The sequence below is a fragment of the Nostoc sp. DedQUE08 genome (assembly GCF_034530895.1).
In the GTDB taxonomy this organism is placed as follows: Bacteria; Cyanobacteriota; Cyanobacteriia; order Cyanobacteriales; family Nostocaceae; genus Nostoc.
Window position 1 is genome coordinate 1 of sequence record NZ_JAVRCD010000074.1, and the last position, 25,794, is coordinate 25,794.

At 40.1% G+C, this 25,794-nt stretch carries 18 protein-coding genes; 7 read left to right on the top strand and 11 right to left on the bottom strand.

Annotated features, from left to right (window positions below):
- Window positions 1-14 precede the first annotated feature (14 nt).
- The 3 genes from RMY64_RS31935 to RMY64_RS31945 all read right to left on the bottom strand — a co-directional run bounded on the left by RMY64_RS31935 (window position 15) and on the right by RMY64_RS31945 (window position 3,801).
- Complete coding sequence (locus RMY64_RS31935; RefSeq protein ID WP_322702129.1) at window positions 15-365, bottom strand: hypothetical protein; 351 nt, start codon at window positions 363-365, stop codon at window positions 15-17.
- A gap of 163 nt (window positions 366-528) precedes the next feature.
- Window positions 529-1,095, bottom strand: a complete 567-nt coding sequence (locus tag RMY64_RS31940; RefSeq protein WP_322672865.1) for a hypothetical protein — start codon at window positions 1,093-1,095, stop codon at window positions 529-531.
- Between the two features lie 177 nt (window positions 1,096-1,272).
- On the bottom strand, window positions 1,273-3,801 hold the full coding sequence (locus RMY64_RS31945) for a hypothetical protein (protein ID WP_322672864.1): 2,529 nt from the start codon (window positions 3,799-3,801) through the stop codon (window positions 1,273-1,275).
- 829 nt (window positions 3,802-4,630) lie between these two features.
- On the opposite strand from RMY64_RS31945, the gene thrC (RMY64_RS31950) reads away from it, so the two are divergent.
- Both thrC (RMY64_RS31950) and RMY64_RS31955 read left to right on the top strand, forming a co-directional pair.
- Window positions 4,631-5,941 (top strand): threonine synthase, encoded by a 1,311-nt coding sequence (thrC, locus tag RMY64_RS31950; RefSeq protein ID WP_322672863.1) that lies wholly within the window; start codon window positions 4,631-4,633, stop codon window positions 5,939-5,941.
- Between the two features lie 89 nt (window positions 5,942-6,030).
- Window positions 6,031-6,306, top strand: a complete 276-nt coding sequence (locus tag RMY64_RS31955; RefSeq protein WP_322672862.1) for a ubiquitin-like small modifier protein 1 — start codon at window positions 6,031-6,033, stop codon at window positions 6,304-6,306.
- 218 nt (window positions 6,307-6,524) lie between these two features.
- On the opposite strand, the gene RMY64_RS31960 is transcribed toward RMY64_RS31955, so the two are convergent.
- The 4 genes from RMY64_RS31960 to RMY64_RS31975 all read right to left on the bottom strand — a co-directional run bounded on the left by RMY64_RS31960 (window position 6,525) and on the right by RMY64_RS31975 (window position 14,993).
- Complete coding sequence (locus RMY64_RS31960; protein ID WP_322672861.1) at window positions 6,525-9,557, bottom strand: S8 family serine peptidase; 3,033 nt, start codon at window positions 9,555-9,557, stop codon at window positions 6,525-6,527.
- Between the two features lie 149 nt (window positions 9,558-9,706).
- Window positions 9,707-10,111 carry a response regulator gene (locus tag RMY64_RS31965; protein WP_322672860.1) on the bottom strand — a complete coding sequence of 135 codons (405 nt, stop codon included), beginning with the start codon at window positions 10,109-10,111 and terminating at the stop codon, window positions 9,707-9,709.
- Window positions 10,095-12,380, bottom strand: a complete 2,286-nt coding sequence (locus tag RMY64_RS31970) for a GAF domain-containing sensor histidine kinase (RefSeq protein WP_322672859.1) — start codon at window positions 12,378-12,380, stop codon at window positions 10,095-10,097. The genes RMY64_RS31965 and RMY64_RS31970 overlap by 17 nt, the downstream gene beginning before the upstream one ends.
- Before the next feature lie 945 nt (window positions 12,381-13,325).
- Complete coding sequence (locus RMY64_RS31975) at window positions 13,326-14,993, bottom strand: iron uptake porin (RefSeq protein WP_322702130.1); 1,668 nt, start codon at window positions 14,991-14,993, stop codon at window positions 13,326-13,328.
- A 318-nt stretch (window positions 14,994-15,311) separates the two neighbouring features.
- Between RMY64_RS31975 and RMY64_RS31980 the strand changes: the two genes are divergently transcribed.
- Window positions 15,312-17,687: a hypothetical protein gene (locus RMY64_RS31980; RefSeq protein ID WP_322672857.1), complete on the top strand. Its 2,376-nt coding sequence runs from the start codon at window positions 15,312-15,314 to the stop codon at window positions 17,685-17,687.
- A gap of 113 nt (window positions 17,688-17,800) precedes the next feature.
- On the opposite strand, the gene RMY64_RS31985 is transcribed toward RMY64_RS31980, so the two are convergent.
- Entirely contained in the window at window positions 17,801-17,995 is a 195-nt protein-coding gene (locus RMY64_RS31985; RefSeq protein WP_322672856.1) for a hypothetical protein, read from the bottom strand.
- A gap of 933 nt (window positions 17,996-18,928) precedes the next feature.
- Here RMY64_RS31985 and thrC (RMY64_RS31990) point away from each other — a divergent pair.
- A complete protein-coding gene (thrC, locus tag RMY64_RS31990) occupies window positions 18,929-20,020 on the top strand; it encodes a threonine synthase (protein WP_322702131.1) in 1,092 nt (363 codons plus the stop codon).
- Window positions 20,021-20,078: 58 nt separating this feature from the next.
- Here thrC (RMY64_RS31990) and RMY64_RS31995 read toward each other — a convergent pair whose 3' ends face one another.
- A complete protein-coding gene (locus tag RMY64_RS31995; RefSeq protein WP_322702132.1) occupies window positions 20,079-20,540 on the bottom strand; it encodes a hypothetical protein in 462 nt (153 codons plus the stop codon).
- 150 nt (window positions 20,541-20,690) lie between these two features.
- On the opposite strand from RMY64_RS31995, the gene RMY64_RS32000 reads away from it, so the two are divergent.
- From RMY64_RS32000 to RMY64_RS32010, 3 genes are all read left to right on the top strand, one after another.
- Complete coding sequence (locus RMY64_RS32000; protein ID WP_322702133.1) at window positions 20,691-21,590, top strand: YihY/virulence factor BrkB family protein; 900 nt, start codon at window positions 20,691-20,693, stop codon at window positions 21,588-21,590.
- Between the two features lie 87 nt (window positions 21,591-21,677).
- Window positions 21,678-22,184, top strand: coding sequence for a DUF4112 domain-containing protein (locus RMY64_RS32005; RefSeq protein ID WP_322702134.1), 507 nt, complete (start codon window positions 21,678-21,680; stop codon window positions 22,182-22,184).
- A 19-nt stretch (window positions 22,185-22,203) separates the two neighbouring features.
- Window positions 22,204-23,136, top strand: a complete 933-nt coding sequence (locus RMY64_RS32010) for an alpha/beta hydrolase (RefSeq protein ID WP_322702135.1) — start codon at window positions 22,204-22,206, stop codon at window positions 23,134-23,136.
- Window positions 23,137-23,717: 581 nt separating this feature from the next.
- Here the strand turns inward: RMY64_RS32010 and RMY64_RS32015 are convergent.
- Together RMY64_RS32015 and RMY64_RS32020 are read right to left on the bottom strand one after the other, a co-directional pair.
- Window positions 23,718-24,212: a hypothetical protein gene (locus tag RMY64_RS32015; protein WP_322672850.1), complete on the bottom strand. Its 495-nt coding sequence runs from the start codon at window positions 24,210-24,212 to the stop codon at window positions 23,718-23,720.
- 356 nt (window positions 24,213-24,568) lie between these two features.
- Complete coding sequence (locus tag RMY64_RS32020; RefSeq protein ID WP_322702136.1) at window positions 24,569-25,669, bottom strand: D-alanine--D-alanine ligase family protein; 1,101 nt, start codon at window positions 25,667-25,669, stop codon at window positions 24,569-24,571.
- Window positions 25,670-25,794 lie beyond the last annotated feature (125 nt).

The window sequence follows — 25,794 nt, forward strand, 5'->3', positions numbered from 1 at the left end:
GCGTAAATAGTACGCTAACTCGTTTTTTCTTCCCCACACCTTTTTTCGTTCACCCAACCTGTATAGTCAGGTAAAATTGTCCCAGCGCAACCTAAAATCCGTCCTAATGGATCGAGTAAGGGGATAGGACTAACATTAATTTGCTCAGAACTTCCTTGATATTGATCGTTGCTAGCAGAATCTGTATAAGTATAAGTAGCTTGATTTATTAATGGCACAGACGCAACCAGATTGTTAGTCTGTTGCGCGATCGCTGGCATAGATATAGTAGTATGCAAAAAACTTCCCAGAAGAACAGTAGCTGTTAACCGTCGCCACCAGCTACCGCTAGAAGTAATTTGCTTTTGGTTTTGAGGACGGTTCACCTAACACATCTCCTCTGAAATGTCAAGTTTGTTGTTAATAAAAGCACTTATTTATTTGGGGAAATCTAGTTAAGCTAAAACCCTTTAAAAATCTCGTTTCCAGTGGAATCTGAAAATATTCTTGATTGCAGTTCTTTTCCGAGTCAGCAAGGCGGCGTGTTAATCAGCGCACTTGGGTTTGATAAGTTGCCTTGACTGTTGTCTTCGCTGCAAGTGATGGAATCTGCAAACGGATATGAGTGTAAGCAATAGCTGGTGCTGGTTTTGTTTCCACTTTGCCGCCAGGAAGAGTAACTTTAACCGTAGGATTTTCAACAAAGCTACGCCCACCATCAATGCTGTAAATAACTTTGGCATTTTTGGCGACATTGGTAGAATTCAGCACGTAGACCATTCCTTTAGGAATAGGTTGATTAAAAATCAAATTTTTCACTGGGCGATCGCTCTGATTTTCGCCACTCAAGGTATATCGCAATACATCTCCTGGTCGCACCACAACTTGACCTTTCAAAGGTTCCCATTTCTGGCTTTGCTTACCCTGTTGATCTTGTGCCACCACTTGCTTTTCTGCTTCTAAACGCAATTGAATTTGCCCTTGAGTTTTGATATTCTGAGCAACAGCACTTTCTGAATGCCATACATTTGCGATTCCCGGAATTTGTCCGAAAAATGGAACTGTAGTAGTAATGAGAGCGAATGCTCCTAAACCTGCAAGAGAAACACGCTTCATATAAATAACCTCAAAAAACTTTCAGAATGTGAATTGTTGACTTATCTTTCCCAGCTTTTGCTAAGAAAAAGTCACTCTCCTATTTGCTTGCTGTTTGGGGTTGGGGATAAGGTCAAATGGTTCGCAGACTCTTCTGTACCAGAGTCTGCAAACTTCAAAGTCCCCAATCTCAACGAATTAGTTCACCTTGCGCTGGAAGGTAAATGTTCTTTGAATACCCGGTGCGATCGTGCCAGTGACAGTATCTATGTACTTAGCAACATCAGTGTTTGCCGTAGTTCCAGTCTGGTCAATACCAGAGTTAGTAGCTGGATTACCACTGAAAAATTGAATGGTTGCAGTCCCGGAATCCTTAGCTGAACCAACAATGTTGCTAGTATCAATTTGACCGCTGGCATCGTTGTCTAATGCCCAGTTATTTGGGAGTTTCGTACCATCTTCAGTAATTACAACTTTGTTAGCATTCAAAATCACATTCCCAGTTCCAGATTGAGGATCGGAAATATTTGTGTACTGAATTTGATACTCAATAATGTTTCCTGGTGCAGGCTTCTTCGGATCGATACTGAATGTGCCATCATTCCCCTGAACTACAGGCCCAGTTCCTTGTAAAACTCGTGACTGTTTCAGCAGTTTTAGGAAGCCAGTGTACACGCGATCGATAGTAGTGTTGGTTGAATCAAAGATATTATCGTTCCCAGTATCCTTAATTCCATCACCATTAGTATCCGTCGTATAGTTGTCAATCGAAGCAATGATGGGTACTGGAAAGCCTTTATTAATATCAGTGGATAACTGCGTACCTGGAGGTAAATCAACTTCTACACCATAGTTGACACTTGCACCAGGAGCAACGTTGGGGATTGTAATTGCTGTACCAGCAGTTAATGCAAACGCTCCGTTATTGTATGTATAGACAGCAGACTGACTATTATAAGTAATAGTTACCTTCGTATTATTCGGTAAATCTCCTGGAATTGCTGGTGGCGTTGGCTCTAGCTTCAAAACACCTGAGTCAGTACCACTGTTCTTAACTGTATTGGTGAAACCAACTGATTGAGGATCGAGTGTACTACCAGGTGCTGTACCAGCAGGAACGAGAGAAGATTTGTTAGTGAAATCATCGTTGGTTCCACCTGATGGCCCAGTAGCATCTGGGGCATTTTGCGGCCCGTTGAGTAACGCTGAAGCAACAGGTGCTTGCACCGTGAAAACGTTCGCCTCACCACCTGTACCAGTACCAGTGTTGTTATTACCTGCGTCAGTTCCAGTTTCTGGAGATGCTGGAGTATTAATATAGCCATCATCAACGTTGCCGGGTGGTAGAGTATCGGGAATACCATCACCATTGCTATCAGTACCCAGAGGAGGAGTCATACTGCCTGGGGAACCGTTGTAGTTGCTGGGGTTTTGGTCGCCAGATTCGTCGTATACTGGGAAATTGCTACTGGGTGTTTGACCAAACAATTGAGCGATATTAGCGACGGTTAAGGGTGAAGATGCAGTTGATTCAACAGCTAGCTGAATCGAGAAGCCATTTACCGTTGTACCAGGAGCGATGGAAGTAATAGTCGCTGGATTATTGATAAAACCAACGCGAGTGACTGAGGCCAAAGAGGCTGGTGCTGTCGTAGTCCAACTAGCTGTATTAGCATTAGTTGTAACTGGATTAGTGGTGTAGACAGTTTGCCAACCAGGAGGTGCAGTTGGTGCTACTGCTAAATCTGTACCCGCAGGAATTGCATCAGAAACCAAGATATAAGTACCAGCAGCACCATTAACATTGATGCTTGTACCCGTCAAAGCTGAGGGTGTAATTCCCTGTCCTGTGGGATCGTTGGACTCAACTCGCAAACTCAAATCGTAGGTCAATTTATCATCTGTAATCGCAGTTGTGCCAGCATTGTTATAACCACTGCGAATCTTCAGAATGGTGGCTAAAGCATAGGTCTTCACCGTTAAACCAACCTTAATTTGCTCGGTGGCGCTAGCTTCCCGTGTACCATTAACTGGTGTGCCAGATACCTCACCAGTACTACCATCGGGGTTATCTACGGTGAATACGTCACCACCATCAGGACTCCGCAGTTGGTTTTGGGCATCACCTGGAGTATTACCAAGAGTAACGGTAATGACATCATTGGTTTGAGCGCCAGCTTGTACAGTTACTGGCACACGTACTAACACAGTACCGTTAACCGGAATAGAAGGTGTGTCTACGCCACCTTGAGGAACGTTTATCCAAGTTTGACCACCATCAGTGCTATATTGCAGGCTATTAACTGTACCACCATTTGGTAATGTGCCCGAAACTGTACCCGGCCCAGTTGTTGTCGCTTGGTTGGGAATGTGGAATTTGGTGGGGTCATTACCTACGTTGGTTAAGGTGTAGGTGTAGATTAGTAAGTCGCCAACTGCAACATTACCGCCATTGTTATCTGTAACTCCAGACCCTGTAACGGTGATTCCAGCAACCTCTGCTACAGTGACAACGACAGTGTTAGAAGTGGCATTTATAGTTGTCCCTGGACTGTTAGGATCTTCGTAGGTTGCTGTTGCAGTGTTACTGATAGATGTACCCGCAGTCGTTCCGTCAGCTAATACGGGTGCGAGAAATTGGAAAAGGCTACCAGTTAATAATGCTGTTGCTACTAGAAATTGGTAAAGTTTACGCTGCTTATTTACGGATTGATTTCGATTTACCATATAAGTAGTTTGTTTGCTGAACTTGTATCTCGGATTTTGAAACAGGATAAAGTTCGGCAATTCCCTTTAAAGAATTACCGATTATGGCTGCCCAAAACGTTAAAGTTTTGGGAATGCATATTTAAGGAGTTAAATTATTGACACTCCTGGGAAATTATATTGAGACAATAACCAGAAATAACTTGTCTAGTGGTTTTACGCTTACCCTTGAGAATCAAGACTGGCAATCGCAAATATGTGTAATTTATTACTGTATTTTGCTTAGTTAGAGATGTAAATAGCAATGTAGCTTTTAAAGCAAAAAAAATCTTCCGTATAAATAAGTAACTTCTTGAGCTATGAATGAGTGCATCAAAGCTGAAAAATTAACTTTATTTTGGCAACACACATAGCAATTTTAGTGGCTTGATTCAGATGCTAAAAACACTAAAACTTATATATAAAAATGTTTTTGAGTCTTTGTTATCAGAAATATATACTGCCCTGGAGAGTCATTTAGATAAAAAAAATTGAAAATTAACTAAGCGTTCTAGATCGCTTAAATAGGATAGCAATTTCAACAAATGCAATTTTATCACAAAAAAATGCAATTTTATCATAGTATTTTTCAGTGTTAATGCTGGATAATGAAAGCCATTTTATTTTTTCATAACATTAACAATGTACGTGTAAATACTATAAATGGAGATTACTAGTATTAAAGTTTTACAAGAATCAATCCTATCAATACCAGACATATCCGATATTTTTAGTCGGGTATGTTTGACTGGTATTTTTGCTCGTGTTAATATCAGGCGACAAGTGACAGACAAACAGGGAAAGCTAGTTTATGACTCAGGCAATCAAAACCCAAACCCAAACCCAAACCAGCACTGCCTACTTTCAAGCCTTGAAGTGTAAAGAATGTGGTGCAGAATATGAACTCAAAGCCAGTAATGTTTGTGAGTTATGTTTTGGCCCTTTAGAAGTTAAATATGACTACAACGCCCTACGTCTGACTGTCACTCGTGAAACAATTCAAGCTGGGCCTAATTCAATTTGGCGCTACCGCCCCTTTTTGCCTGTCGCAACTGACAATGTTATAGATGTGGGAACTGGTATGACTCCCCTAGTTCGTTCTCACCGTCTTGCCCGTCGCCTGGGTCTAAATAAGCTTTATATAAAAAATGATGCCGTGAATATGCCCACCCTGAGCTTTAAGGATCGGGTGGTGTCAGTCGCTCTATCCAGAGCGCGGGAGTTAGGTTTCACTACTGTTTCTTGCGCTAGCACTGGTAATTTAGCAAATTCTACAGCTGCGATCGCAGCTCATGCCGGTTTAGACTGCTGTGTGTTCATCCCCGCAGATTTAGAAGCCGGTAAAATTCTCGGTAGCTTGATTTACAGTCCCACCCTCATGGCCGTCAAAGGCAACTACGATCAAGTCAATCGTCTCTGTTCGGAAGTTGCAAACACACATGGCTGGGGTTTTGTCAATATTAATCTGCGTCCTTATTACTCTGAAGGTTCTAAGACGCTAGGTTTTGAAGTTGCGGAACAACTAGGATGGGAATTACCCGATCATGTAGTTGCTCCTTTGGCATCTGGTTCACTCTTTACAAAAATTTATAAAGGGTTCCAAGAATTTGTCGAAGTTGGTTTAGTAGAAAACAAGAGCGTCCGTTTCAGTGGTGCTCAAGCTGAAGGTTGTTCGCCCATCGCCCAAGCCTTCAAAGAAGGACGCGACTTTATTAAACCAGTTAAACCGAATACAATTGCGAAATCGCTAGCAATAGGCAATCCAGCAGACGGTATTTATGCTGTGGAGCTAGCTCAGAAAACTGGTGGTAACATTGAATCAGTCAATGATGCCGAAATTATTGATGGCATCAAGTTGCTGGCAGAAACCGAAGGCATCTTCACAGAAACGGCTGGTGGTACAACCGTGGCCGTGCTGAAAAAACTGGTAGAAGCTGGCAAAATCGATCCAGATGAAACTACCGTGATTTACATCACAGGCAATGGTTTGAAAACCCAAGAAGCAGTCCAAGGCTACGTTGGTGAACCCTTGACTATTGATGCGAAACTCGATAGTTTTGAACGTGCGTTAGAGCGATCGCGTACTCTCGATCGCTTGGAATGGCAACAAGTTCTCGTTTAGTTAGGAGTTATGAGTTATGAGTTTTTTATTCATGACTACCTAACTCTTAAATTATACTCCTCACTTTTAACTCTTCACTTTGTACTTCTATGGCTGTAACAGTTTTAGTTCCTACAACTCTTCAGAATTTGACTAATAATCAAGCTAGTTTAGAATCCAACGGTAGCACCATTGCTGAATTGTTGGACTCCTTAGAACAAAGCTTTCCTGGTATTAAATCTCGGTTGTGCGATGAAGAAGGCAAACTACGTCGGTTTGTAAATTTTTACGTTGATAGCGAAGATATTCGCCATTTAGATGGTATTAACACAGCCTTGAAAGATGGTGATGAAGTCAGTATTGTTCCTGCTGTTGCTGGTGGTTAATCCTGAAAACATCTACTTTGATTTAGCAAATGAATACATTTAGGCTTGCCGCTAATGGCAGGCTTATTTTTATTGGTTTAAAATTCAGTATATCGAAAACTTTTGTAAATGACTTTAACAGCAACTATAAAAAAATTCCTGGGAATTTTTAGCTTTTGACTGACCTACTCTAGAACTCAAAATAAGAGGAGTCTGTACAGAGATCGTTTAAATTCACATTAGATTCTCAACAATCCTCCACCAGAGATCACCAAAGCATAATCTTGTTGCTCCTGTTGAACCTCAGCAATAACCTCAATTCTCCACTCACCAATCTCAGGAGTTTCAACAATAATCCCTTCTACGTTATTAACTGTATCTGGTATGCCCTCACCTTCAAAATCATTACCAAGGAGATATTTGCTGGTAGGACGGTAGAGAATTAAGTTTAAATTATTAATTAAATCTTCTCCTGGGTAGTCAGTGTAAACAAGAGTTACTTTTAAGGGAACCTGACTATCAGAAATTTGTAGCTTATACTCAGCTTTCTCACCTGTTTTTAGACCATTCGCTTCATCAATAAAAAGTACTTGCGTCGGTTCTGCTGGATTTAAAACTTGTTGCAGCTTGATCCTTCCCCACCCTTGCTCATTATCAGCGAAAGGTTGAGACGATGGATGGGCAAAGCGGTAGTTAATATAAGTTGCAGAATGAATTAGTGCAGCTTTGATTAGAGCAGCGCTTGGATTAATAATAGACGGCTGATGCCTCTCTCGCAGATATTGCCTCACCAATGCTGCACATCCAGCGACCATAGGAGTTGCCATTGAGGTTCCTCCCATGTACATGTAATGCTCTTTAGCAGAAGGATAAGCTCCCCAAGCAAAATGATTGCTGGCAATCTGAGAGGATCGAGTCGACAGGATAAATGTACCAGGAGCAATTACATCAGGGTGTCGGCGACCATTTTGACATGGCCCACGGCTACTAAAAGCTGCAATATCGTCTATTGAATCAACCATGCCATCAGATTTGAAGGGAAGATGAGGAAAATCGTCTGGCCACCAATTGCCATAAGCATCAGAAAATTGTCCACTACGATTATTTTCAGATGCTCCAACAGTCAAACAATTTTTAGCTGTTCCTGGAGAACTAACACTTCCTTGTTCTATTGCTGGTGTACCTGAAGAACGATGTTTGCCATCATTTCCAGCAGCTACCAGCACCAAAAAATTTTTGTGTTCCCAAACAAATAGATCCAGATCGTTACATCTGTTATCATAGCTTCCTGGTTCGCCCCCACCCCATGAATTTGAATGAATTCTTGCACCTTTCTCATAAGCATCCTCAAATAGTTGTTTGAGGTCGTCAGGAATACCGAATAACCCAGACTTAGGGGGATTCTGATGATAGAAATTTAGCCATAAGAGTTGACCTTCAAGATTCCACTTGGGTGTTTGCTCAATTGCTTGGAAAATCAATTGAGCATCTGTAGCCATACCAGCAGGAATAGAAGAAATCCCTAACTTTTTTGCTTGCTCTCCGTTTCCCAATGCAGTCCCAGCTACGTGAGTTCCATGTCCTGAATATGTATCAGATGCTCCGTCGTCAGCTCCAGGATTGAGAATATAGGAATTTAGAGATGATTGTATTGGGTAACTATTAATCCAATTAACTCTTTCACGAAAATCAAGATGAAGTGTTTCAGATTCTCCTGTATCTAATCCTGTATCGGCAATAGCAATTATCTCTCCTTTTCCAGTCAAACCAAGCGTTGGCCTAGGATTAGAGGGTATAATACCTTTGGCAATTACATGACAAGCTTCTTCGTTGAACAATTTTGGGATGACTTTTTCTTCTAAGGATTTTAATCCTATTTGATTAGCAATGATTTTCAGGGAATCTATTGCATTATTATCTGAACTAAGATCGAGTACCAGCTTAGTTGTTCCAGGTTGATCGGCAACGCGAATTCCTTGAGACTCTAAATTTTGAGCAGCAAGATCGCGATCTTCTTGAATAAAAAAATTGGCAATTAAGATACCTGGAAGAGGAGTGCCTCGATTTTGAGAACTAGGACGGTTTTGGGCTGCTTTTAATCTAGCTGTTGCGATCGCCTCTTTTGTAGCTGATTGACCTAGATTTTGAAGATATTGGGGTTGAACACGAATTTTCGGGACATAGGGTGTGACTTGAGAAACTTCCTCAAAGCTCCTGATGTGGTTAATAATATCTTCACTGGGAACAGACACGACAATTTCTAGTCGGCTTAAAGGCTGCAAAATCTTTGCACCTATCTCTTCTATTTTTTGCTTCCAGCTTTCGAGGACTGGATTCTTAAACCGCACTACTTGATCTCTCATATTGGAATATCCGGGGCTAGGGTTAGATCCTTCAGAAAACTTCAATCGCTCTACAGGAAAGAACGGCTTGATATTATTAATCGCCACCATCGAAGCTGAAATAATTGTGAATGCTGGATAGCTCTTAACAATTCGGACGTTTTGAAAACGTTCTAGCTCATTTTTAGAGCATAAAACTCGGTATTTTCCCTCCTTCCCCCAAAGTCTTTCTTCAATTCTTTGGCGAGCATACTTAAGTAAGTGCTGAATTTGGGGAGAATTATAGGGTAAATTTCCTTTTAATTTCTGTAGTTTATCTAACTCTACTTCTCCTCCCTGTTCAGCTGTCCACATAATAGCAGCCTGAAATTCCTGCTCATCAGTAGGGGTTATGAGAAGTGTTAATCTCCAGATTCTTTCACCCTTATTGCGTAAATCATGCAACTCACCAATGAGTTTTTCATTATTGCTGAAGTCAATCTTATTACTTAATTTTTCAAATGATTGGATATTCGATTCTACTAATGTCCCAATTCTATATATCAAATCTTTTTGTTCGCCGTCAGGAGGAAGTTGTCCAAGATCCTTTATTTTTTCAACCATTTCTTCAAGAACGCTGATATTTTTTTTGAAAGGCTCAAAATCACTGACAAGATCCTTTATTTTTTCAACTGTTTCTTCAATATCGCTAATATTTTCTTCAATATCGCTGATATTTTTTTCCAAAGGCTCAAAATCACTGAGTTGAGGGCTAATACCTTTGCTTAATTCTCCAATTGATTCAATTTTTTTAACTGGCTCCAACTCAACTTGTTTAATTAAACTTTTATTTCCACTTGCTTCAAGATCCGATTGAATTTTCTGAAGCTGATTTTTTGATTCTCTTTTAAAATTGCTGACACCTTCAATAAACATACTCAGAGTTCCCATTTTTTAATTTTCCTTTTCAACTTAATTTTTACTAACTGATAATGTTATACTTATAGGACTTACGTACTTCTGACGAAAAACCAAGCGTTGACGATTACTTTGCATCGTTCGTAATGACGTAAAATTATCGTCCGTGTGTCAGTCCTTATTTATTGAATATTTAGTATCTTTCTGACTTCTTTTTCAAGCTCAAAAGGGAGAAAATTATCTTTTTGAAAAAACAAAACATTGCTACCTCTACTGATTTTCTCTGCTAACTTTTCGTCAGAGACATTAGTAAATATTATGATTGGCAGAGAAGGATTTTGTTCTCTTATATTGTGATAGAAGGCAATCCCTGTTCTTAAACCATAATCTGTCTGAGTCTCATCAAAACTCTTTCCCGTTGGCATCATAATGTCTAAGATAAGAAGTTTGATTTGTGTCCGGTTCTCGGCGAAAAATTCTAAAGCAGAGTCTACATCGGACTTAAATTCAACCTTGTGTCCAGACAAAACTAAATCCTGAACATAACTATCCATTCTTCTTTTTTCATCATCAATGAAAAGAATCATTTGGAGCATCCTTAAATATTTTTGGTAGAATCAAATGAAACTCAGTTGGTTTAGAGTTATTGACTAACCTTAAACTTCCTCCTAATTGCTGGATAATCGCTATAGAAATGCTTAATCCTAATCCTGATCCTCCTACTTTCTTAATTGCGTCCAAAGAGCGAAATCCTTCTTCAAATATCTTATCTGCATCCTCTTCCGCAACTCCAATTCCCCAATCTTTGAATTTAATCATAAGGTTTTCTTTATACTCACTTGCTTCTAATAATATTTTGAATTGCTCTGGATCTTTTTCAGCATATTTAATTGCATTTATCAAGAGATTATAAATTACTTGATTTAGCATCACCTTATCTGTGAATATTGCCATTCTCGCAGCTTCACCAAATTCATATCTTACACCCTTTACATGTAAACCATACTCATTTAAAATAGGTTTAAGCTGGTTAACTGTTTTAACAACAATATCTCGAAAAACAATAACTGATTCAAATTTAGGCTTTTCGGAGTAACTCCTACCCAAAAAGTATTCAATTTGTCTAATTTGATAAAGAAGTAAATCACAATCAGTTAGTATATCTTCAAATTTTATTGCAATAGTACTAGGAGCTAAATTTATATCACTGAAGCGTCTCTGAAGAAAGCTAGCATGGCTTCTTATACCTACAACTGGAGATTTTAGCTCATGGGTAATTCTGTCAATCAGCCCTGATTTTCTACGTTCAATAGCATGAACTGCATGTTCAACAAACCCCTTCAGTATTTGAACGTCTTGCTCATAAATATACTGTCTATATTCTCTTTTGTAACCAGCTTCAACAGTCCCTATAACTAAGTTATTTAAAGGCTCAATCATTGGAATGAAGACTCTGATAAGATCCTTATGTCCAAACTTCTTAAATATTTCTTGATCTAGTCCTGGATCATCGTTATCAGGTACTTTAATTTGTTTATTTCGTATAATATTGGCTTGAATATCGTTACTATCTAGATTATGTAATGCCATTTTTTGAAAATCTTCTTTTTGATCTTTTGGAAGCCCAAATATAGAATGAGATATAATACTAGTTCGATCGGAATTAATTAGAGAAATATTAACCCAAGTGAATTCAAGAATTTCAGTAATACCTTTGACGACAATTTTTATAATTTCATCAAAATTTTGAGCTTTAGTAATTTCCCTTTCAATTTCTCGAATAGTTACCAATTTATTATAAAAATCAATTCTTTCAAGGCGTAAAGCTGTATGTCGTGCTAATAATAAGAGACGCTCTTGATATATCTCAGGAAAATTATTAACTTTTGAACTTTCAATGTTTAATATGCCAATCCACTTAGAACCTGCTTTGACGTCTAAATTTTCTCTAATTGGCACTTTATCTATTAATATAGGAACAGATATCTGAGATCGTGTATCTGGCCAATGTCGATGATAAGTTTTTGACCATTCATCACTCAGAACATCATTAGCTATAATTGGTTTTCCTTCGATGAGTGCTTTGCTAGCAATACCTGTGCCAAATTCAATCTCTGAAGTATTATTTTCCTCTACTGACTCCAGTTTGCCATTCTGATGGTTTAAACGACCAATCCATATTCGTGGCTTCGAGCCTACCAGCTTCAATGCTCCTTTTCTTAATAGGCTCCAAACTTGATCAGTTTCAGAAGTCGCTGTCATCTCAAGCATAATAGCTGTCAGATTCTGAAGTTTTTCCCTATCGTCAAAAATTTCCTTTTTGTCTTCGATAAATTCTTTTTTTTGAATACATAAAGAAGCAAAATTTGCCAGTATCTTAAATAAATCTTTTTCCTGCTTATTGAACTGTCGAGTGTCTTTTGTAAATACATCAATAATCCCAACAATTCTTGTTTCAATCTTTAATGGAATAGTTAGAAAAGAGATCCACTGTCTTTTGTTGAGTTCATCAATATCAGCCAACCTAAAAGTTGCTTCATTTACATTGAGCAAAGACAAGACTTTATCTCTATTAAAAATATACTGTACTCCTGGATGTCCCAAATCCATCTCAATTCTCTTGTACTTATCATCCACTTCTCCATAAGTAGCAATCACTTTAAACTTTGGCTTATTCTGTTCTTTGTTCCAGATAATGCATATCGGAACAGACAAAAGATCACAAACTTTCTCAGGAAGGACTTGAATCAATTCATCAGCAGAGGCTGAAATTAAGCTTTGTGACAAATCATTTAAAGCTCTCAGTGTTTTGCTATAAAAATTGTTAGAATACTTCTTATCTTTGATGCTTGTCATTACCTTTTTTCCATTAGGAATTTATTTTTAGAGTGCATTCAAGTTTTTATGCATAAAATCAACAACCCGAAAATCATTCTTGAACAAAGATAAGACGTATGTATTACAGTTTATGTACCTATTCTACCTAATAAAATTTATACTAAAGAGCTTAAACATATTATCGAAAAATCAAGTTTGTAGGCACATTTACTCAAAAAATTAGGCATTTTTAGAATAGTGGCATAGGTTTATATAACTATAATGGAATGTAGGTACTTTACAACCAAGTAAGCCCAATTAGCGCTGCTTGCTCTACAAATAACATTGCAGCTACACCCTCATCAGTAACCTCAGCCATCTAACTATTTATTATGCGAAAACTTTTCGTATATTAAACTCAGCTATCCAAACAGAAAAATGTTTACAGGCATTTTAAGGCATTTTAATCATAAATATCAATATTTTTCGGGATTTTGACTAGATTCAAGGCTATGTTTTCTTTCATAATCAACGCCATCCAAGGGCAGAGTAAGTGCCGAAATAGATGCATTTTTAACGGATTAGTCAACCAAAAAGTTGCTGCTTCTACTCACTATCAGGCTTTAAATACAATTCTTTTTCTCTACAAAGAGGTAATAAAACAAGATTTAAATTTAAAGATTGATATAGTAAATGTCAAAAAATATAAGTTTTTACTAAAATTTATTACAAAAAAATAAGTTTTAGCAATACCTGACGAACTCTCCCGCTTATTGCGACTCTTTAGGCGATCGCTTAACCCTATTTTGTCACTCTAGCAGAGGAAAAGTAGAAATCAGGGTGAGTCAGGAAAATAAAAATTGAACTGGTGAGGTTATAAATAATAGATTGAAGTTTAGAAAAACTCAAGGACAATTGTGGAATAGGAAATAACTGTTAATACCATGATAAGCCGCAGAAGCTTCTTATTATGTGAAACTGAAATTAAAAACTAAAAGTACTCCGCAAAATGCCGATAGTAACTGAGTCACTATCTGGTGTATTACCAGGCTGGATAAGATGAATTATTCCTGGTGTAATGCTGATATTATCTGTTAATTGAAAACGATAAAATGCCTCAATTTGAGTAGTTGTGCCTGGTTGTCCACCTGCTCGTCCTAAACCTGTATTGATAAAATCAGGGACATTATTTCCTACAGGTAAGTCACTACTAGTGATTTTAGGAGGTTGACCGACATAAATTCCTCCTAAATTTCCTTTCTTCAATAAATCAGGGAAATTCAGAAACACCATATAATTTGTCGTTTCTACACTTCCTGATTGCCCAGGAATATAAGATTTAGTATAACCACCCCACGCGCCTGCACTAATACGGGGAGAAATTTGCCAAGTGAGAGTCGCACCCACAGCGTTAGTTTGTAGCGGTGCTGATTTTCCAGTAGTGGTATTAACTGTAGTTAAGCATTCATCACCAACAAAGGTTAGCAAACAACCATCTGAAGCGTAATTATTAACGTAATATAAACTTAAATCTAGAGTATCGGTTGGTGTCAGCAGTAATTGTACACCTGTTGTAGTGGTTCCATCAAATAAACCGCTACCTTTACCAGGATTTCCTGGTTGATAACTAGTATAAATTGCTTGCAAACTAGCGCGTTTAGCAAATTGCCAATCAATAGCTATACCACCGTGACCATATCCCATATTTAAAATTGGGTTTCTTTGGGCAAAATAAGATAATGGCCCTGTTGCAGCACTTTCTACCCGATTGGGGCCTCGGAAAGCAGCTGGCATACTTACGCCCTCTGTTCCTACCATTACTGCTAATTTATCTGTCACCAGCCAATGAAAATTGAGGTCACTTACAATCAAATTATCTGTAGGAAATTCGTAGCCAAGTAAAACATCATTCCGAGAAACACTATTGGTAAATCTAGGGCCACTAGTACCGTTACCATCTAAAAGACCTGTAAACAAGTAACTGCTAGGAGTGATTTGACTAGTTAAATACAGTTGCGCCAAGGATATAACATCAATATTTGTCCCTCTATCATCTGTATCTTTTTGTCCATCTCTAGGATTAACATCACCACGATTATTAGTCCGTCCTTGAATGCCAACTATCAGTAGTCCACTGAGTTTAGTTGTTGTTGAGAATTGGTTGGCTTCGATTTCAGCAGTTTTGGCTTCTAAATTATCGACACGACCCCGCAAAGTTGCTAATTCAGGGGCAAATTCTAACTGCAATTTTTGTAATATTGCTAAATCTTCACGAGTAACTAAATCACTGGTGGCTGTAGTGATTAATTCGTTGACTCTATCTAAACAAGCGTTTACACCCGCAGCAAATTCATATCGAGTTAAGGCGCGATTACCGCGATAGCTGCTATCTGGATAGCCGGCTATACAACCATAACGTTCTACTAAAGACTGCAAGGCTTGGAATGCCCAATCGTTGGGTTGTACGTCCTTGAGTTGAGATACCGATGTAACTTGCGCCATCGGTTCTTTTGGAGAGAGGGAGGGGGATGAGGGAATAATATTATCGTCCTTGACTCCTATCTCCTGAGTAGTTTCTGGATTGATGTACTCTTGTGCTAATGCTTTTTGTGCAACTCCATTTACTCCCGCAATTAGTAACGATGCGAGCATCCAGGTTTTGCGATAACTGCGGCTAATAAGTCTACCTTTCAATTTTTTACACTCTGCTCACATACTTAAGTGAAGAGTGTATTCGCGATTATCTAGGGTTCACATGGGGACATTTACGGATTTTGTCCCAAATTAGACTTAATGCTTCTGGGCAACTTTTGAAAGGGCGAGTATAACAGGGTATTGGGTATTGGGGACTGGTTACTGGGGACTGGGTACTGGGGACTAGGTACTGGGGATTAGGAAAGAGTTTTCTTAATACCCAATCCCTAATCCCCAATCCCCAATCCCTAATCCCTAATCCCTAATCCCCAATCTATGGCAAATCGTTCACGCAAGCTGAAGCCAAAAGCCTCTAAACTAAATCAACCTCCTGCTGGTGCGATGAAACGCGTCGCTAAAAAACCCCAGAAAAAGCTAAAACGAGGAAGTTGGTTGTCATCAATATTAGCGATGCCTACGGCGGCAAGCTACGCAATTATCTTAAGTAGTGCTAGTCTAATTATGGCTTTTGCCTGGATTAGTGTTCTCTTCATCTTCAATCCAGACGAAGTAAGCTGGCTAAATAAAATTTTACCTGCATGGGCACAAATTCCCCTTGGTAAACACGAACGCCCCCAAACTCTCAAACAAATTCAACTGGATTTGAGTAAAAAAAACCAAATATTTGGGGAAACTCTGCCTTTAAATCAAGATGTGAAAACCTCATTTTTACTACCAGTTTTGCAACAACGTGCTAATTGTCAATCTGATTGTAAAGAACTGGTGGAACTCAGGGTTTACGAACGCTCAGAAGAGTTAGAGTTTAAATCTCAGTCAGAAAATTACTACTATTTAACGACTCAATTATCTGTAACTGGCCCAGATGAATCCTTTGTGATTTCTTCTTTGCTTGATGGAACTTCAGAACCCCAGGATATCAGTATTTCCCTACCTTTAACTGAAGTGCAACGCTTTGAAGGTAAGACACCATCATCAGGGGTTTGGTTTGATTTGCGGGGTAAACGCCAACAAGCAACTGATACGATCCGCTACGGTTACGTCGTATACTACAATCCAGAACGCACAAACTTACTACAAATGTTGTCTTGGACTAGTCCTAACGGACAATTGCCGAAATGGCAGCAGGTAACTGGTGATGGTACAAAAGAGTTAGTTATCGATCAAACAGTAGGTTTAGAACCGCATTTACAGGTTTACCAAGTCAAACCTCTGAAGTTATTCCTCAAACCAATTCAATTGGAGGCGATTAGCCTCCAATCATCGACCTTCAAGGATTCTGGATACCAAAGTGCCTTGTCAATTGCCCGTAGTGGATTGTGGACACCAGCTTTTGAATGGTTGAAATTTATCAAGAAACAGCACAAAGGAGTTTTACCAGAAACGGCGCAAGCACAAATGGATTTGATTCGCTTGCATTCTCAACTTACTAAAATTCAAGCCCAGAAAATTTGGGCAAGTCCTAGTCAAGAAGTGCTGGCAGATTTGATTGATGGTCGCTGGGAGAAAGCTTTACAGGTGTTTGAAACCTCGCCACATAATGCCCAAGAAATTGCCACTTTACTCAAAGCTGATGAAAAACGGTTGTGGAATCGCACAGTGGCAGCGTTGCAGGTAAACCCAAATAGACGAGAGGTGCAAGCTTGGTTCGCGTTGATTTTAGCAGTTCAGCGAGGAGAAGGACATGCTAATTCTTGGTTAAAGGCGCAACCAAAAATTACAAAAGAGAATCTTGACTATATTCAAGGTCTGTTGGCAAGACTCAATGGTAAGGGTACATCGCAAATATCCTCTACTCACCCTAGTCAGATTGTTGGTACGGTGCAACCAATCACTCAAGTTACTAATACCGAATGGCTGCAACCAAATTCCCCAGCAGATTTGAAACTTACGGATAACCAAGTTTGGTATCAGGTGGAGGTGAGTGCATTTAATGACGGGAAACGCTGGCTAAATTTCCCCTTTGATAATTTCAACCCACCGAAAACTGACGCCGCCAAATTTTTCTGGAAAACTTTGGGAATCACTTCTGACCCGGAAATCCAGATTGTAGTCTGGTTGCCAAATGGAGAACAAAAAATTACTATAGCCGCTATCAAAGCGGTGCAACTACGGGGTAAAGTTTTGCGCCTATTAGCTGCTGGCCCCAAAATTCCAGATAATCCAAACGATGTTCTCCAACCCAAACCTTTAGCTTTGACAAATGCAGCATTGGAATGGGTGCAACCATCTCCCATTACTTTACGAGAACTGCATCAACAAAATCCCCAAGGGGTGAAGATAATGTTATCGAGTTTGTGGCAATCTTTGCAGCAATCCGGTGAATTTCCGGTTGGTGCTATTCCTAGCTTTGAACAGATGCAGGAAAAATTGGGTGATTGGCCCGTTCAAGTGATTGATTTAACAAATAATGCTCAACCAGAAATAATCCTGACTATTTCACCAGAAGCAATAGCATCCTTGAATCAGGGCACACCTGAAATTCCAAGAGAAAACACAGAGCAGCGACGCGACCGGACTATAATTTTGTCTGATGTAAATAAAGTTATTTACACTGATTTTACAGGAAATTACTTACAAAGACTGTCTGCGATCGCCAAGCTTTCAGGGGTGCAATCCTTAGCTTTACTGGTAGAAAATGCTCATAACTACAGTTTGAGGCGCTGGTCAGAGAAAAATCAGCGCTTTGAATAACGCACCCCTGACTCAAATTTCCCCTTTACTCAAATTTAAATTAAAGAGGAGAAAAGCGACGCCGAATAGCCCGTCGTAGACATCGCTATCTAATCGCTATCTAGAAGACTGACTTATTCTTCTTTTTGGTTGGTTTCGGCTAAACGTTGGTGCTTCAGATTTTCCAATTGCTGCAACAGAGAGTCTACCTCTGCTTGTAAATGCATCAATTTAGCTTGCTGATCGTCTTGATAATAAGACTTGGTTAACTTACTGACCCAGGCAGTCTGGGACTCGCCATCGGAAACACTAGATAAATAAGTAGGCATCGCTAATTAAATCCACTATTTAACTCACACCATTAGAAATATTATAATAATGCTCTTTTAAGCTTTATTACATTATTGTATATTTTCAATCAATTACTCTAATGGATTTTGCGTTCAATCATAAAAGACGGTGATTATAATCGCTGTGTTCCAAAAAAACACTGACTCAAGTGTGTAAAGCTTCCTTCCGCTGGACGGTACTTAGGAGTAGTTAATTTATAGTCTGTCAATTATGGTTGTACTAATGATTATCGCCGTTTTTAGGGAATTTACGCAAGAAATTATATGTAGACTATATCAAGAATTATGCTAAATCATGAAAAAACCTAGGGCGAAGCACTTGCATTTGGTGCAATCTCTCGTAGAAAGGGAGGTGGAAGGCTAACATCAAAAAGAGACAGCCTCTTAAGTATTTTCCTATCTTCACTGAAACGTATAGGGTGTGAAAATACATAGATAAGTTTGAATAAAATAATTCACTAAACGCAACTTTAAACACGGATAAATAAGAGTTTCAGAGAGTTATGACATAAGTCTGATATGGGAATTAGGCTTGATTTCTAAATTTACTTCTATAGACAGAGAAGAGGGAATAAACAATAGGATAAATACGTACTCAGTCTTGTTAAAAAATAAAATAAGAGTCCTATAGATTTACAGATGATTTTTCATCTCGTCATTCTCCTCTAAGGTAATTTGTTGAACCGAAGGTCGCCGTGGCGGTTTATGATAAATTAACGTTCTAAATAAAAATAGCAAGTGAAACGCCTGCACCACAAAAAATAATATTCTTAACAAGATTATTTTGGATTAGGGAACTCTGAATAGGCAACTGGTAACGAAAAATCTACTTTCTTCCTCTTTCCGATTTTGCGCTTCCCGATCCCACCCTTTCTAAATATCCAATCCTTACATTAAGAAATTTTAAATCCCGTGACTTTGAGCCTGTCTGTTGCTACATCTCATCGCCAACCCTGGCCCGGACTGATAGAAGCCTATCGCGAATACTTGCCTGTCAGCGAAAAAACCCCGATTGTGACTCTATTGGAGGGCAATACACCTCTAATACCAGCGCCAGCGATCGCAGAACGCATTGGCAGACAAGTACGGGTTTTTGTAAAATATGACGGTCTCAATCCCACCGGCAGCTTCAAAGACCGGGGAATGACTATGGCAATTTCCAAGGCCAAGGAAGCAGGGGCAAAAGCAGTAATTTGTGCTAGCACGGGCAATACCTCAGCCGCCGCCGCCGCTTATGCTAGACGGGGAGGCATGAATGCCTTTGTACTGATTCCCGACGGTTATGTGGCACTGGGCAAGTTAGCTCAAGCATTACTATATGGCGCAGAAGTATTGGCAATTAAAGGTAATTTTGACCAAGCCCTAGAAATTGTCCGCGAGATGGCCGAAAGCTATCCGATCACTTTGGTGAATTCGGTCAATCCCTACAGGTTAGAAGGACAAAAAACAGCAGCCTTTGAAATTGTCGATGCATTGGGTGACGCACCAGACTGGTTGTGTATTCCTGTGGGAAATGCGGGGAATATCACAGCATATTGGATGGGATTTTGTCAATATCATCAAGCCAGAAAGTGCGAGCGCCTACCCCGGATGATGGGATTCCAAGCCGCAGGAGCAGCCCCTTTAGTACACGGTCAGCCAGTGGCGCATCCCGAAACCCTAGCGACAGCAATTCGCATTGGCAATCCTGCAAGTTGGGAGTTAGCGATCGCAGCCCAAACCGCCAGTCAGGGGAATTTCCACGCCGTTACCGATGCCGAAATTCTCGACGCTTATCGACTTTTGGCAGCATCAGAAGGTATCTTCTGCGAACCTGCTAGCGCCGCTTCTGTAGCCGGGTTGTTACAGGTAAAAGACCAAGTTCCCACAGGTGCGACAGTGGTTTGTGTCCTCACAGGCAATGGACTAAAAGACCCAGATACAGCCATTAAACACAATCAAAGTCAATTTCAACAAGGTATCGCAGCAGAACTGGGCGCAGTAGCCAAGGCAATGGGATTTTAAAGCATTGGGCATTGGGCATTGGGCATTGGTTATTTCTCCCTTATGCTCCCCTGCTCCCCTACTCCCCCTTTCTCGCTGCTCCTGCTCGCTCTTGCGTCAAGCTATCAATAGCATCACCCAAGGCAGTAGTAAGGCTATTGCGGCTTTGGGTATGGTTGTCTTGCTCAGTTTTCAAAGCTTGCAAGAGGCGATCGCGTTCTTTAATTGCGGCGATCAGTTTAGCTTGCAAGTCTTCCACAGATTTTAGCTGTTCTATTTCTTGTTGGATAGCTACTGGTGTCCCAGCAGCTAGTGTTTCTATTTCAAAACCTTGGAGTTTATGCAGTTCTGCCTTGAGGGAGGCGATCGTCTGTTGGGAAAGTTGAGTATCTGTACGGCGTTGTTCTGCTTCTGTATTGTAAAGCTGACGCCATTTTTGGGCACTTTCCCAAGCTGTATCGCGCTCGTGTTGCAGCTGTGCCATCTGCTCTTTGATTACCTGGATTTCTGTCAACCACTGTTGTGTTAAATCTTGATTCATACATTAATAGTCATTAGTCATTAGTCATTGGTCAATGGTCATTAGTTAGAAACTCTTGACTCGGTATTCTTGCGGTAGAAAGATAGATGCGATCGCTACGCAAAATTTAGCACAGTAGTTAATCAACCCAACCAGTTTTAACTCTAAATTATGCCAAAGCTTCGTTTTTTTCGCTTCTTTGGCCACCTCAATTGGCGCACGATTAAAAAAACTTTTTCCCGAACAATCGAAAGGCGACTTTTTGGACTCGCCTCGGAAATCGCCTTTAATGCCATGCTATCGCTGTTTCCAGCAATTCTTGCTATCATCACAGCCATTGGCTTATTGGCAGAATCTTTACAAAACACCTTTAAACAACTGGCGGCACAACTAAGTCAAATCTTACCTGAACAAGCCCTGGAGCTGATTCGTGATTTTGCTACCACAGAAATTACTAACTCCAAAAACAGTGGTTTATTTTCTCTAAGCTTTGTATTAGCAATTTGGACTGCTTCTGGGGCGGTGAGTACCGCAATGACAGCCCTCGATCAAATCCATCAAATTCCCTCAGAAAACATCCGTCCCTTTTGGAAAGCCAAGCTTGTCTCTCTGGGATTAACAGTCGGTACTATGTTGCTTTTAGTCTTGGCTTCTTTCTCAGTGTTTACTAGCGATTGGCTTTTGGGAATAGTAGTGCGTGAAAATAGTTCTTTGATCTTTTTGTTGCATCTTTGGCTACTGTTACGCTGGCCTTTAGCTTTAAGTATTGTTGCTGTCGCCTTTGGCTTTGTCTATCGCTATGGCCCAAGCCAGTGGAACTCAGGCACGCCAATGATGCCTGGAGCAATTTTAGCAGCTGTTTTTTGGGCAATGTTGTCTGCCTTATTTCGGCTGTATGTGGCGAATTTTGGCAATTATAATAAAGTATATGGTGCTGTAGGAGCAGTGATAGTTTTAATGCTCTGGCTGTCAATGAGTGCTGCTGTTCTGTTAATCGGCGATCAGTTAAACGTGACTGTCGGCGAAGATATGCGCTTAAAAGCCCAGCCGCAATCGAAAGTAAAATATTAATTCGTAAATCCCTGAGAAAATGATTGCAAAAGCTCAGTAGGGGAGTAAAATATCTAACGATTCAATACAAAGTTAGCGATCGCCTCCATGCCTGATTCTCCTCCTCGATTTCCGATGATTGAACCTGATGCCAAAGCACCCACCTTGAAGCGCCTGCGTCAGCTAAGTCGGCTGCTGGATAATGTTATTACCATTCCTGGCACAAAGATTGGTTTTGGTTTAGATCCAATTTTAGGACTCATACCGATTGGTGGTGATTTTTTGGGAATAATGTTTTCTAGCTACATCATTCTAGAAGCAGCACGGCTAGGCGTATCTAGAGCCACTCTAGGTAAAATGGTTTTGAATGTAATCATTGATGGCTTGGTAGGTGCTGTCCCAGTTTTGGGAGACTTTTTTGATTTTGCCTGGAGAGCTAACACTAATAATATCAAGCTCTTGGAAGAATACTTAAAGTTTCCTAGCGAGCAAAAGAGTGCAGACAGATGGTTTATCTTTGCCGTTTTGGCTGGATTATTGCTCATCTCCATTGTCTTAGTAGCATTGCCTGTGATCTTAATTAGAATCCTGTGGAGCGTTTTTACAGGCGGTTAAATTGTTTATTGATAAAAGAATGAAAGATTGGTGGCAAGCTACTTTTCCCAAAGGGCGGCAAAGTTTAGTTATTAGTGATGCTAAAGGGTATCCCGTACAAATTGCTTATGGCGAAAAAGGTAGAGGTAAACCGCTAATTTTATTACATGGTATGGGGAGTTGGAGCTACAATTGGCGGCACAGCGTAGCAGCATTATCTAAATATTACCGAGTAATTTGTTTTGATGCCAAAGGTTTTGGTTTTTCTGAAAAACCATTGTCTCGTAAAGAACACAACGGTCATCAAGTTATTGAGTTTCAAAGAATTATTCAGGCATTATGTAATGAACCCGCAGTCATTGTGGCCGAATCTCTAGGGGGATTAGTTGCCCTTGCTCTTGCTCAAGAAAACCCGCAGTTAATCGGACGGCTTATAGTAGTAAACGTACCTGTTTTTGCCGAACAGCTACCCCATTGGTCTATGTGGTTGCTTGCCCAAATGCCTTTAGAAATAATGCAAACAATTGATTCTTTACGTCTGACATATTTGTTTGCACCTCTATTTAGAGAAGTTATGGCAATAGAAAGACGTAGAGTATTATTCGATCCCTCAATTTTAACGCAGGAAGATATCTATTGGATAACTTACCCGTTTACTGAATTGCCTGGTACGATCGCAAAAGTTGCCGAAGAGTTACAAATAGCCGCGCGAGAAATTGAGAATTGGCAAGCAAATAAGCCCAATATGCTCACCAAAATTCAAAATAACCTGAGTGCAATTAAGTGTCCCACACTAGTTTTGTGGGGTGAGCAAGATAGTTGGTTTCCTGCTAGTCATGGTAAAAAATTACATCAACATATCCCCAATTCAAAATTACAGATTTTATCTAACTGCTGTCATGATGCCTCAACTGGGGCTTCTGCGGTGTTGAATAAAACGATTCTTGAGTTTTTACAAGATACTAACTTTTAAAGAAGAATTCTGACTCCTGAATTCTGTTTCGATAAAAAGAGAGTGGGAGGAAGCATATCAGTCAGCTTTCAAACTCCCACTCTACCATTTGCTGCTGAAGTGAACAGGAATGTATACAGACGTTACCCATTAGGGGGCTAATGCGTAGTTCAACAACAACGCCTGCACGCATTGAATATTCCTGTTGCAGCAAATGCCAAACCTGATTATTGAATTTATTTACTGAGATAAATACTCTGCAAATAATTCTTAGAGATAGCTTTTTGTTTTTGTAAATCACTCAATAAATAGTGTTTTACAAAAGGAATTTGCTTAGGTGGTAGTCCCTGATAATCAAACCCTTGAAGTCGTTTATCTTCATACAATTTAACTTGAATCATCAAAAGCTAGTTGCCATTTTGGCAAGTTTTTAAATTTCCTAATTGCTCATATCTAACTTTTTAAAAGCAGTTAAACCGCTATATAGCAAATAAATTATTCCTACATAACAAGATTCCCGACTTCTTAGAGAAAGTCGGGAATCTAAGCCAAGCTAATTGGCAAAAAGTATTAATTTAACGGGGTTTTACTTTACGGTAGTATTAATACTGGCGTAAAATAGCAGACAATGAACTATTTTTACGAAGATCCATCAATTCTGCTAAGGATTCTGTGCGCGTATCCAGGTGGTGCTTGTGTTCTGCTGGGAGAACAGTTACCAGATGCTTTGTTTTAGGTTGCATCTGCATTAGGGGCATTAGTTGTGGCTGTGGCACAAAAATTGGCTGACTCTTGGGAAGATTTGGTTCCAATTTTTGGTAATGCTTCTGTGCCAAGCGTACCTGCTGGCGATTAACCTGTTTTTGAACTTTTTGCGGTTGCTTTGTGCGGTTAAGCATTCGGAAAATCAGCAAAGAACCACCACCACAGCTGAGAACGATCGCAGCAACCATCCATAAAGGTGTAGGATTACTACTCTCAGAGGGCACACCGATTGGTTCTTCAACGATAACTGGGATTTTTTCTGGTTCTTCTTGTGCTACCGGGCCAGCATTACCTAAGCTGTATAAGGCAAAGGCACCACCACCTAGAAACATGGCTAAACACCCGGTTAACAATAGCCAAGGATGATGTGCAACCAGATATATCAGAACATTCGAGCTGTTTTTTAGTCTCGATTTCCTGTTTGTCAGCTCTGGAGTAGCCCTTTTAAATTGGGTTCGCTCGCGCTGTACACTCTGACTTTTTTCCATGATTACTTTCAGATTTGTACCCCTCTAGTGAATAAATTGTACTGGAGGAGTCAAGCATCAGGTATCCGTAACAAATTTCAGATTTTAGTAGCTTTTTTGTAAAACATCAGCTACAAAATCTGGCTAAATTTTGCCAAAGTTCTGTATTTATTGTGACTTTTTACCGTACTAATCTGAAATCAGTTTGCTGATTTATTCTGTCAGCTAGGAGAATGTCTTTCAAGAGCAAGTTGAATTAACCGATCGACTAATTCTGGAAAGGAGACTCCACTATGTGCCCAGAGTTGAGGATACATACTTGTCGCAGTAAAGCCTGGTAAGGTATTGATTTCGTTAATAAATACTTCTTGTGTTGCTTCCACATAGAAAAAATCTACCCTTGCTAACCCAGCAGCGTCAACAGCGGCAAAAGCTTGTAAAGCCATGTCCTGAATTTGACGGGCGATCGCCTCTGGAAGCTGTGCGGGGATCAGTAAATCTGCCCGACCTTCAGTATATTTAGTTTCATAATCATAAAAATCGCTGTCATAAGTAATCTCTCCAATGACAGAGGCTTGGGGTCGATCGTTACCTAAAACGGCACACTCAACTTCTCTAGCGACTACTCCAGCTTCTACAACTAGTCGGCGATCGTAACTGGCAGCACTATCTAAAGCAGCTTCTAATTCTGGGCGCGATCGCACTTTGGCAATACCCACTGATGAACCCAAATTAGCAGGCTTGACAAAAGCTGGATAACCTAATGTTGCCTCAATTTCATCACACAGTTTCGGAAATACGCACGGATTAGACCAAACCTGCGATCTAGTTACCGCTTTGTATTTTACCTGTGGTAATCCCGCTTGCTCAAAGGCCATTTTCATGGCAATTTTATCCATTCCCATTGCCGAACCTAACACCCCAGAACCGACAAAGGGGACTTGCATCAAAGTCAGTAACCCTTGAATTGTTCCATCTTCACCGTTAGGGCCGTGGAGGATGGGAAACCAAATATCCACTTGGGCAACTTGAGAGGGAGATTGCCAATTGCTCAGAGTTTGGGCTTGAAGGTTGGATGTCAGATTTCCCTCAGATATTGATTCTGCCGATTCCAGTAGCGGACTGCCGGTTGCTAAAACCTTTTCGGGTGCTTCTCCTGCTAGCCAGCGGCCATCTTTTTGGATGTAAAAAGGCAATATTTCGTACTTACTAGCATTTTCCCCTGCACTCAAGGCGTTAGCGATCGCCCGTGCTGATTTGATCGAAACTTCATGTTCTCCCGAACGACCGCCAAACAGTAACCCCACCCGCAGCTTAGTCATTTTCGGCTCCTCCACACTTCTCAAGCAGATAGCGTATCACAACCTACAAAAATTGCCATATTTTTCTAGATTATTTTATCGAGGAAGGCAGGGGGAGCAGGGGAGAAGTTGCAGTAAGTTTTTCC

Bases quoted from the DNA above. Each gene is read 5' to 3' on its own strand.
- RMY64_RS31940 (WP_322672865.1), bottom strand. From the start codon at position 1,095: ATGAAGCGTGTTTCTCTTGCAGGTTTAGGAGCATTCGCTCTCATTACT.
- RMY64_RS31945 (WP_322672864.1), bottom strand. From the start codon at position 3,801: ATGGTAAATCGAAATCAATCCGTAAATAAGCAGCGTAAACTTTACCAA.
- thrC (WP_322672863.1), top strand. From the start codon at position 4,631: ATGACTCAGGCAATCAAAACCCAAACCCAAACCCAAACCAGCACTGCC.
- RMY64_RS31955 (WP_322672862.1), top strand. From the start codon at position 6,031: ATGGCTGTAACAGTTTTAGTTCCTACAACTCTTCAGAATTTGACTAAT.
- RMY64_RS31960 (WP_322672861.1), bottom strand. From the start codon at position 9,557: ATGGGAACTCTGAGTATGTTTATTGAAGGTGTCAGCAATTTTAAAAGA.
- RMY64_RS31965 (WP_322672860.1), bottom strand. From the start codon at position 10,111: ATGATTCTTTTCATTGATGATGAAAAAAGAAGAATGGATAGTTATGTT.
- RMY64_RS31970 (WP_322672859.1), bottom strand. From the start codon at position 12,380: ATGACAAGCATCAAAGATAAGAAGTATTCTAACAATTTTTATAGCAAA.
- RMY64_RS31975 (WP_322702130.1), bottom strand. From the start codon at position 14,993: ATGCTCGCATCGTTACTAATTGCGGGAGTAAATGGAGTTGCACAAAAA.
- RMY64_RS31980 (WP_322672857.1), top strand. From the start codon at position 15,312: ATGGCAAATCGTTCACGCAAGCTGAAGCCAAAAGCCTCTAAACTAAAT.
- RMY64_RS31985 (WP_322672856.1), bottom strand. From the start codon at position 17,995: ATGCCTACTTATTTATCTAGTGTTTCCGATGGCGAGTCCCAGACTGCC.
- RMY64_RS31995 (WP_322702132.1), bottom strand. From the start codon at position 20,540: ATGAATCAAGATTTAACACAACAGTGGTTGACAGAAATCCAGGTAATC.
- RMY64_RS32000 (WP_322702133.1), top strand. From the start codon at position 20,691: ATGCCAAAGCTTCGTTTTTTTCGCTTCTTTGGCCACCTCAATTGGCGC.
- RMY64_RS32005 (WP_322702134.1), top strand. From the start codon at position 21,678: ATGCCTGATTCTCCTCCTCGATTTCCGATGATTGAACCTGATGCCAAA.
- RMY64_RS32010 (WP_322702135.1), top strand. From the start codon at position 22,204: ATGAAAGATTGGTGGCAAGCTACTTTTCCCAAAGGGCGGCAAAGTTTA.
- RMY64_RS32015 (WP_322672850.1), bottom strand. From the start codon at position 24,212: ATGTTTCTAGGTGGTGGTGCCTTTGCCTTATACAGCTTAGGTAATGCT.
- RMY64_RS32020 (WP_322702136.1), bottom strand. From the start codon at position 25,669: ATGACTAAGCTGCGGGTGGGGTTACTGTTTGGCGGTCGTTCGGGAGAA.